The 17,756-nt window shown below is 58.1% G+C and carries 8 protein-coding genes; 6 read left to right on the top strand and 2 right to left on the bottom strand.

Annotated elements, in window-relative coordinates; genetic code table 11:
* Window positions 1-70: 70 nt before the first annotated feature.
* The 4 genes from OQ273_RS02675 to OQ273_RS02690 all read left to right on the top strand — a co-directional run bounded on the left by OQ273_RS02675 (window position 71) and on the right by OQ273_RS02690 (window position 11,221).
* Window positions 71-1,105 (top strand): universal stress protein, encoded by a 1,035-nt coding sequence (locus OQ273_RS02675; protein ID WP_267988928.1) that lies wholly within the window; start codon window positions 71-73, stop codon window positions 1,103-1,105.
* Window positions 1,102-9,510 carry a glycoside hydrolase family 94 protein gene (locus OQ273_RS02680; protein WP_267988929.1) on the top strand — a complete coding sequence of 2,803 codons (8,409 nt, stop codon included), beginning with the start codon at window positions 1,102-1,104 and terminating at the stop codon, window positions 9,508-9,510. The genes OQ273_RS02675 and OQ273_RS02680 overlap by 4 nt, the downstream gene beginning before the upstream one ends.
* Window positions 9,511-9,612: 102 nt before the next feature.
* Window positions 9,613-10,263: a BON domain-containing protein gene (locus tag OQ273_RS02685; protein WP_267988930.1), complete on the top strand. Its 651-nt coding sequence runs from the start codon at window positions 9,613-9,615 to the stop codon at window positions 10,261-10,263.
* 127 nt (window positions 10,264-10,390) lie between these two features.
* Window positions 10,391-11,221, top strand: coding sequence for a universal stress protein (locus tag OQ273_RS02690; protein WP_267988931.1), 831 nt, complete (start codon window positions 10,391-10,393; stop codon window positions 11,219-11,221).
* Between the two features lie 5 nt (window positions 11,222-11,226).
* Here the strand turns inward: OQ273_RS02690 and ftsH are convergent, their stop codons facing one another.
* Entirely contained in the window at window positions 11,227-13,068 is a 1,842-nt protein-coding gene (gene ftsH / locus OQ273_RS02695; RefSeq protein ID WP_267988932.1) for an ATP-dependent zinc metalloprotease FtsH, read from the bottom strand.
* A 431-nt stretch (window positions 13,069-13,499) separates the two neighbouring features.
* Between ftsH and OQ273_RS02700 the strand changes: the two genes are divergently transcribed.
* Entirely contained in the window at window positions 13,500-14,000 is a 501-nt protein-coding gene (locus OQ273_RS02700; protein ID WP_267988933.1) for a flavodoxin family protein, read from the top strand.
* Between the two features lie 100 nt (window positions 14,001-14,100).
* On the opposite strand, the gene OQ273_RS02705 is transcribed toward OQ273_RS02700, so the two are convergent.
* A complete protein-coding gene (locus OQ273_RS02705) occupies window positions 14,101-16,815 on the bottom strand; it encodes a cation-translocating P-type ATPase (protein WP_267988934.1) in 2,715 nt (904 codons plus the stop codon).
* A gap of 453 nt (window positions 16,816-17,268) precedes the next feature.
* Between OQ273_RS02705 and bfr the strand changes: the two genes are divergently transcribed.
* Window positions 17,269-17,754, top strand: a complete 486-nt coding sequence (gene bfr, locus OQ273_RS02710; RefSeq protein ID WP_267988935.1) for a bacterioferritin — start codon at window positions 17,269-17,271, stop codon at window positions 17,752-17,754.
* The last annotated feature ends 2 nt before the right edge of the window (window positions 17,755-17,756 follow it).

Raw genomic sequence — 17,756 nt, forward strand, 5'->3', positions numbered from 1 at the left:
GTTCGCCCCGCGTCGGTTAGCCCGTTGAAAAACCGACCCGCTCGACCTCGCACAGCAGGGAGAGCCAACGTTGCAAAGCAAGCCAGTCGAAGACACGGATCAGAACGAGCAGCCTTTTGCTTCCGAAAACGGCAACAACGGACTGGTGCCGAATGTTGTCGCATGCGTCGACACGTCTCCGGTATCGCGCAAGGTCGTGTCACACGCCAGAACAATCGCCCGCGCCCTTGGCGGCGAGTTGTCTCTTGTTCACTTTGTTGAAACCGGGACTGACAATGCACAGTCACCGTCCGATCCCATCGAGTGGGACATTCGTCGCCGGAAAGCCAATCTCTTCCTGTCCTCCTTAGCCAGCCAGTTCGAATCTCGTCAAAGGCCCCTGGCATTCAACGTGCTTGAGGGAAATTCGATCGATCAGATCGAATGCCCGGGTGGACATGCCTTTAACATCACCGCCTTCTGTCGAAGCAGCGAAGTTTCAAAACGCACCATCGGCGCAACGGCGCGTCGCATCGTTGACGGGTCTGCCGGGTCGCTGTTGCTCGTGCCAAACACCGTGCCTCAGACGGAGGAGGTTACCTATTCAAGGATCCTTGTCCCGCTCGACGGATCATCGCGGGCAGAAGCTGCCATTCCGGTCGCCATGCGCATCGCGAAGCATGAAAAGGCGGAGATCGTGTTGCTGCATGTTACGCCGAAAATTGACTTGATTGGCGGCGCAGGCCAGCGGGTCAAGGACATGGAGCTTCAGGAAGAGTTGACGAGGAGAAATGCCAGACTGGCTCGCGAATATATTGAGCGGACACGCGCATCGCTTCTGGGAAGCGGGATCGACGTCAGATGTGTGCTGCTGAAAGGCGGTGATGCCAGGCGCCGCATCGAAGATTCCATAACCTCCCTTTCGATCGATCTTCTGGTCATGTCCTCGCACGGACAAAGCGGCTATTCCGATGTTCCCATTGGTGATGTTTCGAATTTCGTTTTGAGCAGGACATCAATTCCGGTTCTGATCGTAAGGCGACCGCATTCCACTGACCTGACACATGTTTATTCAAGCGCGGAGGCCAGCGGCATCCGGAGGCCAGCCGGAACCTCAGGAATATGATGGATGCGGTTTCCGGGCCTGAAAACGAGATGGGGCGGGCGGCTTTCGAACTGGCAGGATCGCAGGTCCTGTTGTCCGCCGTAGAACCACAGTCGGATATATACGCAAAACTCAGCGAACTGACTGGCTGGCTGGACCGGCTGCGGACATATTGCCTTGACGCACCTGCCGTCCACAGCAGGGCCGCCGACTGGCTGCTTGATAATGACTATCAGGTTCTACGCGCCATCCGGCAGGTGCAGAGCGGTCTTCCGGAGCATTTTTTTGGCCGTCTTGATGTCGTTCAATCGAATTCGGGCGTGATCCGGCCCCGAATTTTCGACATCGCCCACTCGATATCCGCTGTTGATGGAATACAAATTTCGATGCGGAACCTTGTGCAGTATCTGAACGCGTTCCAGGAAAAGGACGGGTTATCGATCGCCGAGCTATGGGCCTTTCCATCCGCTCTCAGGCTGGCCAGCCTGGAGATGCTTGCGGTCGCGTTTTTCCGGCTCGATGAAGATCTGTCGTTTCCCTTTCGTGTAGACGAACCGGATGAAACGACGGATCCGGCAGATCTTGTCGCGCGATCGATTATCAATCTTGGTGCGATACATTCCATACGATGGCAGGACTTTGTTGATCAGACGAGCCTCGTCGAGGCTGTGCTGACATCCGATCCGGCGCGGGTTTATCGGCGCATGGAATTCAGCTCCCGCGATACTTACCGCAAAGTCATAGAAAAAACGGCCGCGCACTCTTCTCTGGACGAGGTCGAAGTCGCGCGATGCGCGGTCAAGCTGTCGTCGCCCTTTGAAGATGACGATCCGCGAAAGCATGTGGGCTACTGGCTTGAAGGTGCGGGGCTTGCGGAGCTTGAAACCCTTGCCGCAAGCCGGGTACCTGCCATTGAGAGGATCGGCCGGAAGCTGCAATTTCTGAAGGGCGGCCTTTATGCTGCATCTTTGGTGACGGTTGCCGTGTTGGCTCTGTGTGTGCCGGTTTACTATCTTTATCTTGTCAGCGCCCCGCCTTGGGCCTGGATATTGGCGACGGCGCTGTCATTCATTCCCGCGTCCGTTTTGAGCGTGTCGCTTGTTCATTGGGCGATCACCCAGTTGGTGCGACCCAGGCAACTGCCGGCATTCGATTTCAGTAAAGGCATACCGGACGAATACGCGACCACTGTGATCGTGCCAGTGATTGTGACGAAGCCGGATGAAATTCTGGCAATCGTTTCGCGACTTGAGACAAGGCGGTTGGCAAATCCGGACAAAAACCTTCGCTATGTATTGCTTTCGGATCTTTGTGACGCCGATCACGAACGGCTGGATAGCGACGACGCCATCGAGCAGGGACTGGTGTCCGCGTTTCATGACCTCAACCGTCGACATGGCCAGGCTGGTTACGAACCGTTTGTCCTGATGCATCGCCACAGGGTGTACAACACCGGCAACGGGCGGTGGATGGGCTGGGAAAGGAAGCGGGGCAAACTCGAACAGTTCAACCGGTTCGTACTGGGCGACCCGTCAACGGCATTTTCCGTCAGCGTCGGTTCACTCGAGGCGCTGCGGCAAAACCGCTACGTCATTACACTCGACGCCGACACCATGCTGCCGCCCGGTGCTGCGGCCCAACTTGTCGGAACGCTCGCCCATCCCTTGAACCGGGCGGTGGTTGATGAGCGCTCGGGGCAGGTCCTTTCGGGGTATTCCATCCTGCAGCCACGCATGGAGATGTTCCCGTCGGTCGGATCTGAAACGCTGTTTTCGCACCTTTACTCCGGCGACGCCGCGATAGACATCTATACCAGGGCGGTTTCGGATGTTTATCAGGACATGTTCGGCAGCGGCAGCTTTGTCGGCAAAGGCATCTATGACGTCAAGGTGCTGCAGGGACGCCTTGAGAACCGTATCCCGGAAAACGCCATCCTCAGTCATGACCTTTTTGAAGGCTTGCTTGGCAGAACCGCGCTTGTCACCAATATCGTCCTTTATGAAAGCTTCCCGTCCACCTATGCGGAGTATGTGCTGCGGCTTCACCGGTGGGTGAGGGGAGACTGGCAGTTGCTTCCCTGGTTAAGGCGGCGCGTACCGATGGCAGACGGCACACGCGCGAACAACCCTTTTTCATTGCTGGACCGATGGAAGATCATCGACAATCTTCGGCGCAGCCTCGTGCCGCCGGCGTTGCTGCTCTTTTTCATTGGCGGCTGGATGGTCCTGCCTGGAAGCGCGGTCCTGTGGACCCTTCTGGCGGTTGCGGCCCCGGGCACCTATCTTTTGGGTGAGCTTTTTTCCGGCCTTTCCCGTGCCCTGAAACGGGGTTTTGCCGGCGAGTTGCTCCACAGATTGCGGGAAAACAGCGGCCGGTGGTTTCTGGCCATAACATTCCTTGTCAGCGACACGCTGATTTCCATTGATGCGATTGTCCGGACCGTATGGCGCGTCGGTATCAGCCAGCAAAATCTCCTGGAGTGGCGCTCGGCCGCCCATACAGCGGAGTGGGTCTCCAGCCATAGTCCGCGTAGCGCAATATGGAAGCTGATGTGGCCGTCATCGGCTCTGTCCGTTGTGCTTTTTGCCGTCCTCATCCTGTTTCATCACCATGCTCTGTCGGCTGCGACACCATTGCTTGTCCTGTGGTTGCTGGCTCCTGAAATCGCGATCTGGACCAGCAAAACAAGGCGCATTCGGCGGGAGGCGCTTGATCAGCGCCAGTCCGGCTTCTTGCTGCGGATTGCCCGGCGCACCTGGCATTTCTTCGAGATGTTTGCCGGACCGGAGGACAATTGGCTGCCGCCGGACAACTACCAGGATGCACCGCGTTCAGCGACGGCGCACAGAACGTCACCGACAAATATCGGCTTGTATATGGTTTCGGCCCTGTCGGCCCGCGATTTTGGCTTCATAACGACCGATGACTTTGCCTCCAGGTGCCGCAACGTCCACAGCACGCTGGATCGGATGCAGACCTACCGTGGACATCTGCTCAACTGGTACGACACGCGGAGCCTGGAGCCTCTGGAGCCGCGTTATGTCTCCACGGTCGACAGCGGAAACCTTGCGATCAGCCTGCTGGCGGTCAAAAACGGATGCCGGCAGATCATAGACAGCCCGGTCATGGACGGGTCATTGTGGCGCGGTCTTGATTGCGTTCTCGACCTTCTTGAAGAGGCTGCCGGACGCCTTTCCGCGTGGGAATCCGGGAATTGCGAACGCAGCTTGAGCGCCGTCAGGTCTCAGATTGCCCTGGCCACCGGTTCCATGGACGAGTGGCTTCCGGCTCTGGAACGGCTCGACGGGTTTTGGCCCGAGCTCGAAAATGCAATAGGCGGGGCGATTGAAGCCAGCACGTCAACGACGGCGTCTGATCTGGAGGAAATACGGGTATGGGTTGAACGCTTTGAGCATCACCTGCGTGCGCTGCGCCGGGCGATGGGTATCTATCTGCCCTGGCTGGGCAAGCTGGAAACAGCCCCGGAACAATACTCCGCTCTTGCCCGACAAATCCGCGGCTGTCTGGACCCTTCCTCTGCCATAGGCGAGGCGCGTTCCAAGAGTATTCAGTGTCTGGAACTCATCGACGGCTTGAGCGATGAGGATCAGGCCGATGAATGGCTGCGGGGGCTACGTCTTGCCATCGAACACGGTCTGCAGCGTCAGGAGCTATTGCAGTTCAGTCTGGAGGATATTTGCGACCTTTGCGACGAAAAATCCTACGGGATGAATTTCGCCTTTCTCTACGATCCGGAAGTGAGGCTGTTTCGGATTGGCTACAATCTCAGCAGCGGCCAGATGGACACCAGCCACTATGACCTGCTGGCGACGGAAGCGAGGCTGGCCAGTTTTTTCGCCATTGCAAAACACGATGCACCGATCGAACACTGGTTCTATCTCGGCAGGCCGATCACAAGGCTGCGCGGAAAGCCCTCTATTCTTTCCTGGAACGGGTCGATGTTCGAGTATCTCATGCCGCCTCTGTTCCTTCCCGGCAAGCGCGACACGCTCCTTGGAGAGAGCGAGGCAACGGCGATCGAGTATCAACGCCACTATGCCAAGCGACGCGGCGTGCCGTGGGGCATCTCCGAATCCGCATTTGCAGTTACGGATGCCGATGGCAACTATCAGTATCGCGCATTTGGCGCTCCGGGGCTGGGTATCCGCAGGGGTTTGACCAGCGATCTGGTTATTGCTCCTTATGCCAGTGCGCTTGCCCTTTGCATCTGGCCCAACGCCGCCGTCAAAAACCTGCGGCTGTTCGAACAACTGGGTGTTCTGGGAATACACGGTTTCGTGGAGGCTCTGGACTATACACCCGACAGGGCGGACGCACATGGGGGCTACGTCCCGGTGAACACCTACATGGCTCACCACCAGGGAATGATCCTTGCTGCCATAGCGAATGTGCTGGGCAAAGACATTCTTGTCCGACACGTACTGAGTGAACGGCGCCTTCAGGCGGTGGAATATCTGCTGCAGGAAAAAGTGCCGTGGACCGTATCGACGGAACCGGGCAGGGCAGACGAAATCTGGTCGCAACCGGAAGAACCCAAGAGCCTTCCGGGGCCTGCATCATGGATTCCGACCCGTACCGGCACCGTTCCTCAGTTTCACCATATCGGCAACGGTCACATGTCCATGAGAATATCCGACGCCGGTGGCGGTGGGCTTTCCTTGAACGGAACTTCGCTGACGCGCTGGCAGCCGGATCCGACACGGGATCACTATGGATACTGGATCTACGTTCAGGATGAAGAAAGCGGTTCCATCTGGTCTGTCGGACGGCGTCCCGCAGGCCGTGATGCCGATGAGGAAAGGGTCGTCTTTCACCAGCATATGGTTGAAATGATGCGGCGCGCGGATCGGCTCACGGTTCGGATGGAGGCAACGGTCGCTCCTTCGGACAATGTGGAAATCCGGCAGGTCACCGTTACGAATGAGGATGAGGTCGACAGATCGATCCTTTTGACGAGTTACGCGGAAGTGGTGCTGTCGCCGCCGCGGGATGACGAACGCCATCCCGCGTTCAGCAAACTGTTTGTGCACAGCTCCTACAATGCCAGGAAGCGGTGTCTGCTATTCGAACGCAGGCCGAGGAGGCCAACGGATTCCCCTCCGGTGCTCCTGCACACCATTGCCGGCGATGAAGCCGATTTCGACATCGTCTCCTACGAAACCGATCGCAGATCGTTTCTTGGCCGATGCCCGGATGGTGACAGGCCGGAGGCGCTGCGTTCGGGATGTTCACGATCAACCGGCTGGACGCTCGACCCGGTCATGTCTATGCAGGTGCGGCTCAGGCTCAAGCCGATGCAGACCCGGTCATTTTCGTTTGTAACGGTGAGCGCAAAGTCGGCCCGGGCGGCCATGGACATTGCCGACAAATATCGCACGCGTGACTTTGGCTGGGTATTTCGTGACGCATCGCGCACCTATTCCCGGGAGTATCGGCGTCTGGAAATCGACTCGCAGAAGGCGCCCCAGCTTCAGGCTCTGTCGTCCTTGCTGGCACAGAATTGTCCTGCCTTGCGTCGAGCACCCGGATCCATCACGTCGAACCGCTTTGGCCAACCTGACCTTTGGCAGTTTGGCATATCGGGCGATCTGCCGATCCTGTTGATCAAAATCGAGGATGAAGAAGGTTTCGACCTTGTCGATCTTCTGGTTCGTGCGCAGCAACTGTGGCGGCGGGGCGGATTGGAGGCCGATATTGCTATCCTGCGGATTGGCAGTTCGGGTTATGAGGAGCCGGTTCGCGAGCGAATCCTGTCGGTCTTGCGCGATGCCCATGCCTACGGGTTTCTTGGACGAAATGGCGGCGTTCACCTCATCTCCGCAAGTCACATCGACCCTAAAAGGCGTTTCGCCCTGGAGGCTTCGGCGAGCGTTGTTCTGGAGCCTGAGAAGCTGAGCCTTGAAGAGGCTCTGGATGCTGTTCTGGAGTCCCGCGCGCCGCCACCGCGGTTTGAACCGGCAGTTCCAATACGGTTCATCACGCCCCGACAACTGCAGCGGCCAGGCGGTCTTGAATTCGACAACGGCTTTGGCGGGTTTGATAAGGACAATGGCGAGTATGTCGTCTTTCTGGAGCCGGGCGAACGCACGCCGGCGCCCTGGTGCAATGTGCTGGCAAACGACACATTCGGAACCATCGTCAGCGAATCCGGCCTCGGGTTCAGCTGGGCAGAAAACAGCGGCGAAAACCGATTGACGTCGTGGAGCAACGACCCGGTTTGCGACACGCCCGGCGAATTTCTCTATCTGCGTGATGAAGCCAGTGCCGAGTTCTGGACAGTCACCGCAGCACCGCTGGGAGACAAGTCCGCGTGTGAAACGCGGCACGGGGCAGGGTTTACGAGCTATCGGCAGAACAACCATGCCCTCGAGCAGGAAATGCTGGTGTTCGTTCCCAAATCCGATCCGGTCAAGATCGTGCGCCTGAGACTGAACAATCTTGCGTCAGAGACCCGCAGGATCACCGCAACCTATTTTGCCGACCTGTTGCTGGGCGCGGTGGGCAGCAGTGCAAAACCGCATATTGCCTGCCAATACAGTCCTGGCTGCAAGGCGATATTGGCGAACAATGCCTGGAACCCGGAATTTGCATCGCGCGTCGCCTTTCTGACCGCCTCCCTGCCACCGCATTCAATGTCCGGCGACCGGTATGATTTTCTCGGCCATGAGGGGGACCATGCCAACCCTGCTGCCCTGCGGCACATGGATCTGGGAGGCCGCTTTACAGCTGGAGGCGATGTGTGCGCGGCCTACCAGGTGCATCTGGATATCGCGCCGGGCGAGACCGCCGAGGTTTGTTTTGTGCTTGGTCAAGGAGAAGACGGCACCGCAGCCGAGGCGCTGGCCGGGAAATGGACCTCTCCGGCAGTCGTCAACGGGGCGCTGGAAGAGATCGATGACCTGTGGGCCAAGCGGTTCGCTGTTGCCTTTGTCGAAACACCGGACCGGGCTTTCGACCTGATGATGAACCGCTGGTTGCCATACCAGAACATGTCGTCACGCTATCTGGCCCGCGCGGGCTTCTACCAGGCGGGCGGAGCGTTCGGATACCGGGACCAGTTGCAGGATACTCTGGCGTTGCTGCACAGCGATCCCGATCTGGTCCGCAGCCACTTGCTCAGGGCTGCCAGCCATCAGTTCGAGGAAGGAGACGCTCTTCACTGGTGGCACCCGCCCTCTGGCCGCGGCGTTCGCACGCATTGCTCCGACGACTATCTGTGGCTTCCCTTCGTAACCGCCCGCTATGTGGAGGCGACGGGTGACCGGTCTGTGCTTGACGAACCGGTGCCGTTTCTGACCGGTCCGGAACTGCGGGCGGACCAGCACGATCATTACGCCCTGTTTGATGTGGGCGACAGCGCGAGCCTTTATGAACACTGCAAACGGGCACTGGAGCGGATGATGCCGACCGGCCGGCACGGCCTGCCGCTGATCGGTACCGGTGACTGGAATGACGGCATGGATCGTGTCGGCTGGAAGAAGAAGGGTGAAAGTGTCTGGCTTGCCTGGTTCCAGATTGCGATTATCTCGCATTTTGTCCCGATCATGCGGCGCAGGGGGGATGCGGCCGCCGCCACCCGTCTACGAGACCATGCCAAGAAACTCAAAGAGGCCATAGGCAGCAGCGCCTGGGACGGAAAATGGTTCCTGCGTGCGTTCGATGATGATGGCGAGGTTTGGGGGTCGAGCAGTATTGATGAGTGCCGGATCGATTCCATAGCCCAGTCCTGGAGCGTTCTTTCCGGTGGACCGATCAGCAAGAAAAAGGTTGAGGCAATCGGGTCTGCGAAGAAACTGCTCATCGATCCGCAAAACCGCCTTGTCAAACTGCTGGACCCGCCTTTCGAAAACACCACGCGTGATCCGGGTTACATCAAGGCTTATCCGCCGGGTGTGAGGGAAAACGGCGGTCAATATACACATGCGGCGGCCTGGCTTGGCCTGGCCTGCGCCAAGCTTGGCGATGGCGATGCCGCCTGGCAGGTTTTTGATATCATCAATCCGATCCGCCGCGCGGACAAAAGGGAGGCGGCCGACCTGTATCGCCGCGAACCCTATGTGCTGCCGGGCGACGTCAGTGCCCTTGCTTCGCGGGAAGGCCAGGGCGGCTGGTCCTGGTATACGGGCGCTGCGGGATGGACCTGGCAACTGGGCATGGAAGGCATTCTTGGCGTTCGGATTGAAAGCAAGGCCTTCACGATCGATCCGAGCCTTCCGCGACAGTGGCGGAAGGCCAGGGTCGTGCTCAACAGGCCCGATGGTACGGTTATAGTGACGATCGATGATCCGCAGGGTGTAGGCCATGGCGTAAAGTGGATAAAGGCGGGCGGCAGGACCGTGAAGGGAAACAAGATCGGTTTTCCAGGCCCCGGCAGAACGCTCAAGGTGACTGTTCGGCTCGGATAGCCGGCTTTGCGGATCTGCACATGCAAAAATTGATGCACGTCAATCATGCCGGCTGCCAGTTGCGCATCATGGAGGTCCATAAGCACCAATCGGAGACTGTCCATGATCGATGATGCAACCTTGAAGCAAAATGTTCTCGATGAACTGCAATGGGATGTCAAAGTAAATCACGCGCATATTGGCGTCGTGACGTCCGACGGATCCGTGACGCTGAGCGGACATGTGGAAAGCTATCCCGAAAAAACGGCCGCCGTTGATGCAACGAAGAGGGTTCGCGGCGTCAAGGCGCTGGCCGATGAGATCTCGGTGCACCTGCCGTCGGAAAGGCGGATTGACGACAGCGATATCGCGGGACGCCTGGCGCATGTTCTGGAGTGGAACGTGTCCATTCCGGACAGCAATGTGCAGGCCAGTGTTCATGCGGGTCATGTCACATTGACAGGTGAGGTCGAATGGCAACGCCAACGCCGGCACATTGAAGAGCAGGTCCTGCACGTCAGCGGCATAACGGGAATCTCGAACAAGATTACCATCAAGGCAGGGCCGACACGGTCGGACGTCAAGCAGGAAATCGAGAACGCCCTCTTGCGCAGTTCAGAAAAAGAGGCCGATCAGATCAAAGTCACGGTTTCGGGCAATACGGTGACCCTGGAAGGATATGTGCGCGATTTTCATCAGCGCGACCTTATCGAAGATGCAGCCTGGGCTGCGCCGGGGGTGCTTTATGTCGTCGACAATATCCGTATCGAATAGGCATTGTCTGCCTGCATTTCCGAAGCCCCGTGACACTGGGTGATCTGCCGAACTCCGGCGGATCACCATCCATGGTTCACGGTCGCCGATCTTGAGTCTGCGTCAGTAACCGGAAGCTTTGTCGTCAATGAAACCCAAGACCCTCATGACCGTGCAATCGACAGATATGCCGGCCGAGTCCATTGAACCCATGCTTTCACTGGCACACCGCATGGATGCCCATTTGAACATCGTTGTGGTCGGTCTGGTTCAGACAGGACCGGAGATATTTTACGGTGGCGCTCCCGAATACTATATCAACGACCGCAGATCCGAGATGGTTCGCACAACCGACAAGCGGGTCGACGCACTGGAGCAGCTGGCACGCAAGGCTGGTGTATCTGTTTCGGTCATCGCGAACAATCTGGAGCGATCGGCCATTTCCGTCGTTGTTGGAAAGCACGCTCTCTTTTCAGACATGGTGCTCATTCCGCATGCGCGTGTTCCGGGCAACCCGATTTGCACGGAGGCCTTCAACGGCATCCTGTTTACCGCAGGTATTCCCGTCCTGGTGTTGGGAGAGGACGAGGACGTTCGATATCCCTTCAAACGTATTGTCATCGCCTGGAACTTCGAGCCCGAAGCGGTTCGGGCCATCCACCGAAGCCTGCAGATTCTTGAGGATGCGGAGGATGTCAGGGTTGTCCTGGTGGATCCGGACCACCGCATATATGGAGCAAGTCCGGGAGATGACATCGCAACGTTCCTGACCCGGCATGGTCTCCCGGTCACGGTTGATGTGATCTCAAGCGCCGAGAAGGATGTTGCAGACGCTTTGCTGAAACATGCGGCCGACAAGGACGCGGACCTTGTTGTCATGGGTGCATACGGGCATTCGCGGTTCCAGCAATGGCTGCTTGGCGGCACGACCCGGGACATCCTGCAGAATGCCTCTTGTCCGGTGTTCATGGTCCACTGAGAACGTCAGGCGGATTCCTGCCTTTCCGTCTCTGTGTGTCTTCGTCCATCCAGATCAAGCGGCGCAAAATCCTCCGGTGTTATGGTCTCCTTTTCGAGCAGCAGATTTGCACCCTCTTCAAGATCCTCGCGCCGCGCGGTCAGTATTTCCCTCGCGCGGCCGTAGGCCGTATCAATGAGTTCGCGCACGGCGAGGTCGACCTCCCGGGCGGTTGCCTCCGAGTATTCCCTTGGGCGCATGCTGAGCGCATTGTCTCCCAAATAGCTTGCACGCTGCTCCTCCAAGACCGCCTGACCGGTCTTTTCCCACATGCCGAACCGGGTCACGATCTGCCGCGCGACATCCGTGGCCTTGGCGAGATCGTCCGCGGCGCCCGTGGATATTTCGCCGAAGACAAGATCCTCCGCCGCGCGGCCCGCCAGCAGCACGGTCATGCGGCTCTTCAGTTCATCGGTCGTGATCAGAAAGCGATCCTCGGTCGGCCTTTGCAAGGTGTAACCAAGTGCGCCGATGGATCTGGGTATGATTGAAACCTTGTGAACGGGATCACTGCCGGGGAGGGATGCGGCGGCCAGTGCATGCCCCATTTCGTGATAGGCAACACGCCGGCGCTCGTCCGGATTGAGAAGGCGGGAGCGTCGCTCCGACCCGGCGACTATGCGTTCGACCGCGCTGGTGAAATCCTCCATGGTCACGGTGTCCGCACCGCGCCGGGTCGCCACGATGGCTGCCTCGTTTACAAGGTTGGCGAGATCGGCCCCGGTAAATCCGGGGGTCAGCCCGGCGACCTCACCGACATCGAGGTCCTGTGCAAAGGTAACCTGTTTCAGATGGACCCTCAAAATGGCTTCGCGGCCGATTTTGTCGGGCCTGTCCACGACGACCTGCCTGTCAAACCGGCCGGCCCGCAGAAGTGCGGGGTCAAGTATTTCCGGCCGGTTGGTTGCGGCCAGCAGGACAATGCCGGAGCGCGGGTCAAAACCGTCCAGCTCCGCAAGGAGCTGATTGAGCGTCTGTTCCTTTTCGTCATGACCCCCTCCGACATTGCCAAGCGGCGAGCGCGCGCGGCCCAGTGCGTCGAGTTCATCAATGAAGATGATGCAGGGCGCTGCCTTGCGGGCCTGTTCAAACAGATCGCGCACACGCGCGGCGCCGACACCCACAAACATTTCAACAAACTCGGATCCCGATATGGAGAAGAAAACAACACCGGCCTCACCGGCGACCGCGCGCGCCAGAAGTGTCTTTCCGGTACCGGGCGGGCCGACAAGCAAGACCCCCTTGGGCACGCGGGCGCCGAGGCGTTCATATTTCTGCTTGTCTTTCAGAAAGGAAACGATCTCCTGGAGTTCGGCCTTAGCCTGGTCGACGCCGGCCACATCCTCGAAACTCACTCCGGTCTCGGTCTCCACGTATACCTTCGCCTTTGACCGTCCGATATTCATTGCGCCGCCCATGCCCTGACGCTCGGCGATGCGGCGGAACAGGAAGAACCAAACCCCGAGGAAAAACAGCATCGGGACGATCCATGACAGAAGATTGGTCAGCCAATTGCCGTCCGCTGCACCGGAATACTCAACATCCGCCTGGTCCAGGATCTCGGCAATGTCCGTGCCGACGCGATTGGTGACGAAGTAGCGCTTCCCGTCTCGGGGGATCTTGAACTCGCCCTGCAAGCGGGTATCGGAAACCAGAACGCTGGCGATCTGATCGCTGTCCAGCAGAGTTTTGAATTCGCTATAGGATATGCGACTGGTTTCCTGGGCACTGATCCACATCTGCACGAAAACAATCGCAACGAGAGCAAACAGTATGTAGGCGAAATTGAGCTGTTGCTGTTTGTTCATCCGAGGTTCCTTAGGTGGTGTGCGGCGCTGGTATGGAATTTACAGCAGAGCAGCTCACGCCCATTGATCCGGATCAAACACATGATGAAACCGTGTTAAATCCTTGAAACCATTGAAATAGAATGAAAGTTCCCTATATGTTCTGTAATGAATGTCAGAGTGAACATGGATCTGGAGACGTGTTGCGAACAGAATGCGGATCAAAAACCCCGTCGCTGCCTGATGTGCGGCAAGATGTTCGACAGCTTTGGACCCGGAAACCGCATCTGCAAAAAGTGCAAGTCGACACAGGCCTGGAAGCGCGGCATTTGATGCCGTCTGCCAGGTTGCGATAAGTCTGGTCGGGCCAAAGGGCCGGATTAGCCGCAACTCGCCCGGCAAAACTGACGCAGATCAAGAACAACCCGGGCAAAACTGGTTTGCTTGCGGGTATGACCAAGATTCTTGTCGTCTACTATTCCTTGTCAGGCCACACCAGGCAGGTTGCAGAGGCAGTTGCGGAACTGACCGGCGCCGATATTGAGATGCTGCAGGATGTGAAGCGTCGATCGGGTCTGTTCGGCTATATCAGATCTGCAATCGAGGCCGTGCGCGAGCGAAAACCGGCCATCCGGCCGACAGAGTTCGACCCATCACAATACGACCTTGTTGTCATTGGAACGCCTGTATGGGCGGGCAAGATATGCGCGCCGATGCGGACATATCTCGTCGACACGGTCAGCGATTTTCCCCCTGTGGCCTTTTTGTGCTGCCAGGGTGGCAATGGGGCGGAAAAGGTCTTCAGGCAGATGTCGGAACTGTGTTTCAGAAAGCCCGTTGCCACGCTGGTCGTAAACGACCGCGAACTGGCATCGGGAGCCCATCTGTCGAGGATGGATTCATTTGTTCAATCGCTGGTGTCCAGTGCAGACAATCTGAAGCTGGTCGAGTAGTTTTTCTGCTTCTATCCCGGCTTGCCGGAGTCGGGAAAACTGGTTCCTTCAAATATTGCCCTTCAGGATGCGATGCCCGGGGCCGTTGTGTCACGGGCTGTCAGCGTTTCCATCCAAGTACCCGTCGGCGCAGCCATTTTTCACATTCAAGGATGAACAGCAGCGCGGTACCGAACAGGATGATCAGTGCGCCGTGTTCCAGGGATATCGGCGCTGAGCCCAGTGTCGCATTCAAGAACGGTGTGTATGTAAAGGCCAATTGCGCCAGCACGGTTAAGACCATACCGATCCATATCGCCGGTGTGCCGGCCAGACCGGAAAGCGTCAGCGATGCCAGGTGCAGATAGCGCACCGAAAACAGATAAAAGATCTCCATGACCACAATGGCGTTGACCGACAGGGTCTGCGCGTAGGGCAAGCCCTCGGTTTCGGCGGTGGACAGGAACAACCAGAACACGACCGCGGCCATCAAGACTGATACGAGGCCGACACGCCACACCATTTCAGTGTCGAGAAGGGAGGCCCGGCGGCCGCGAGGCGGTCTGTCCATGACGGTCGGCTCGGGCGGCTCGAACGCCAGTGTCAATCCGAGCGCTACCGCCGTCACCAGGTTGATCCAGAGGATCTGCACCGGTGTTATCGGCAGTGACAAACCGAGGAGTATTGCCGACATGATGATGAGCGCCTCACCGCCATTGGTCGGCAGGTTCCAGGCGATCACCTTGCGAATGTTGTCATAGACCGTACGACCCTCGCGTACCGCGGACGCAATGGTTGCAAAATTGTCGTCGGCCAGCACGACCTCCGCGGCCTCCTTGGCGGCCTGCGTACCCTTGATTCCCATTGCTATCCCGACATCCGCACGTTTGAGAGCAGGGGCGTCATTGACACCGTCGCCGGTCATGGCGACCGTTTCGCCATCCGCCTGAAGTGCCTGCACGAGGCGTAGCTTGTGAATGGGTGCGGTGCGGGCAAAGACGCTGGAACTCTTGACGGCTGCGCGCAGTTCGTTGTCGTCAAAACCGTCAATGTCCGAGCCGCTGAGAACCTTGCCGTCTGAAGCCATGCCGAGCTGATCCGCAATTGCCTTTGCCGTCAGCGCATGATCGCCGGTGATCATCTTGACGGTGATCCCGGCACGCCGGCACTGGCGCATTGCGCTGACGGCCTCGGGGCGCGGCGGATCAATGAAGCCCGCAGCGCCGAGCAGATTGAAACCCGCTCCCATATCGGGAGAATCCGGCAAAGTGTCTCCGCTCCATTCCTTGCGGGCGAAAGCGAGGACCCTGCGACCCCTTTGCGCCATTGCATCGAATGCCGCATTCCATGCCGAGATGTCCAGGGGGTGCCGACCCTCCTGTCCCGCCTGATGGCTACACATGGCAAGCACAACATGCGGAGCGCCTTTCAGGTAGATAAACGCAACGTCATCGGACTGGTTGAGTGTCGCCATGAAGCGGTTTTCAGCCTCGAAAGGCATCTCATCAATTCGCCGATGGTGTTGACGTTCAAGCGCCGTGTCAAAGCCAGCTTTTGCCGCGAGCGCAAGGAGCGCGCCTTCCATCGGATCTCCTGCAACACTCCAGGTTTGTTCGGCCGAGCAGTTCAGCTCGGCATCGTTGCAAAGCAGCCCGGCACGGATCATTTCGAATGCGGGGTGGTCGGGCTTGAGGCTGATAGCGGCGTTTGCAACGCTGATGTCGCCGACGGGGCCGTAACCTTCACCGGTGACATCCAGTGTTTCCAGATCGGGACCGGCAACGAGATTGCGCACAACCATCTCGTTTTGGGTCAGGGTTCCGGTCTTGTCGGTGCAGATCACGGATACGGCGCCGAGCGTCTCAACCGCCGGCAACCGGCGTATGACCGCGTTCCGCGCCGCCATGCGACGCACCCCGGTGGCGAGCGTTATGGTGATAACGGCAGGCAGGCCTTCCGGAATTGCAGAGACTGCCATGCCCACCATTGCAAGAAGGGCATATTCCGGCGCGTAGTCGCGCATAAGCACCGCGAAAGCGAAGAACACGGAGCAAAAGGACAGTATGATGACGGTTAGAATCTGGGCGAAGCGATTGATTTGACGAAGCAGCGGTGTCTGCGTCTTTTCGATGCTTGCAAGGGCCGTGCCGATGCGGCCGACCTGCGCCTGCTTTCCGGTGGCGACGACAACACCGGTGCACCGCCCGGCGGCAATCAATGTTCCCGAATACGCCATCGACGTGCGATCGCCGAGGGGCGTGTCACGATCAACAGGATCCGTCTGCTTGGTGGCCGGAACGGATTCTCCAGTCAGCGCCGCTTCCTCAACCCGAAGACCCCTTGCTTCAATCAGTCGCAGATCGGCCGGCACACGGTCGCCTGCCGCCAACAATACGATGTCGCCAGGAACGAGTTCGCCGGCCGGGCGACCTTGGGCCTTGCCGTCGCGCAGAGCCAACGCCTGCAGCGGCAACATGGCGCGTACGGCTTCAAGCGCTTCTTCCGCCTTGCCTTCCTGCCAGTATCCGATGGCGGCGTTGACGATAACCACGGCAAGGATAACGATCGTATCGGTCCAGTGACCGAGAATTGCCGTTGCGCCGGCAGAGCCGATCAAAACCCATATGAGCAGATTGTTGAATTGTCGAAACAGACGTTGCAGCGCACCTGGGCGGGGGACATCCGGAAGTACGTTTGCCCCGAATCGGGCACGCCGCGCCGCAGCTTCCTCGTCGCTCAACCCCTCAGGTCCCGTTTCAAGCTGCCCAAATGCGCTTTCCACGGGAAGGGTGTACCAAAGCTGGTCGTCGAATGGGCGGTGCGCACTGGCCGACATCACATGCCCTCTTTCAAAGCTGCTTGCGAGGTTATGACAGTTCGAGTCTCGGAAGAATGCTGCGGCTCTTCCAAACGTATTGATGGATTACGGGCCATGAATGGCGTGCGACAGGACTATAGACCGGCGAATGCATGAAGAGAACAGGCGTTTCAGCGCAGACTGTGTCCGTTGCGGCTTTTTCGAAATCATTCGTGTGCCGTGTGATGCGTGTTTTCCTCTTTTTGTGACCAACCATTTGCGGTTATGGGCGCAAGAGCTAGATTTTAGAATTGTTGTAAAGTAGAAGGTCGGGGTGCTCGCATTTCCAGGCAAGCCTGTCTTCGCTCGTTATGGGGAACAAGACTGCAAATGTCTTGCCCGGATAGCGGCCCATCCGCGAAGGCAGGACTACCCAAATTACGAAACCACGGTGCGAGAGAAATCGCAGGATCACGTAAAAGGGAGACCAAAATGAAGGGCAGCAAAAAGGTTATCGACTATCTCAACGATGCACTCAAACATGAGCTGACGGCGTCAAGCCAGTTCTGGCTGCATTACCGCCTCATGGACGATTGGGGTTTCGGCAAGCTTGCCGCCAAATGGCGTGAGGAATCGATCGAGGAAATGCAGCACGCGGACGATCTGATCGTGCGGATCATCTTCCTCGAAGGCCATCCGAATTTGCAGACCCTCAACCCTTTGAGGATCGGCGAGAACGTCAAGGATATTCTTGATGCGGATCTTGTCGCCGAATATGAGGCGCGGGCGCTTTACAAGGAGGCGCGCGATGTGTGCCGGGAAGAGGGCGACTACGTATCAATGGCGCTTTTTGAGAAACTGATGTCCGACGAGGAAGGACATATCGACTTTCTTGAAACACAGATCGATCTCTACAAGACGCTTGGCGAGCAGCAATACTGCCTGCTTAATGCGGATTCCGCAGACAAGGCCGAGTAACG

Origin of the sequence: Hoeflea prorocentri, from assembly GCF_027944115.1 — a bacterium.
Classification (GTDB): Bacteria; Pseudomonadota; Alphaproteobacteria; order Rhizobiales; family Rhizobiaceae; genus Hoeflea_A; species Hoeflea_A prorocentri.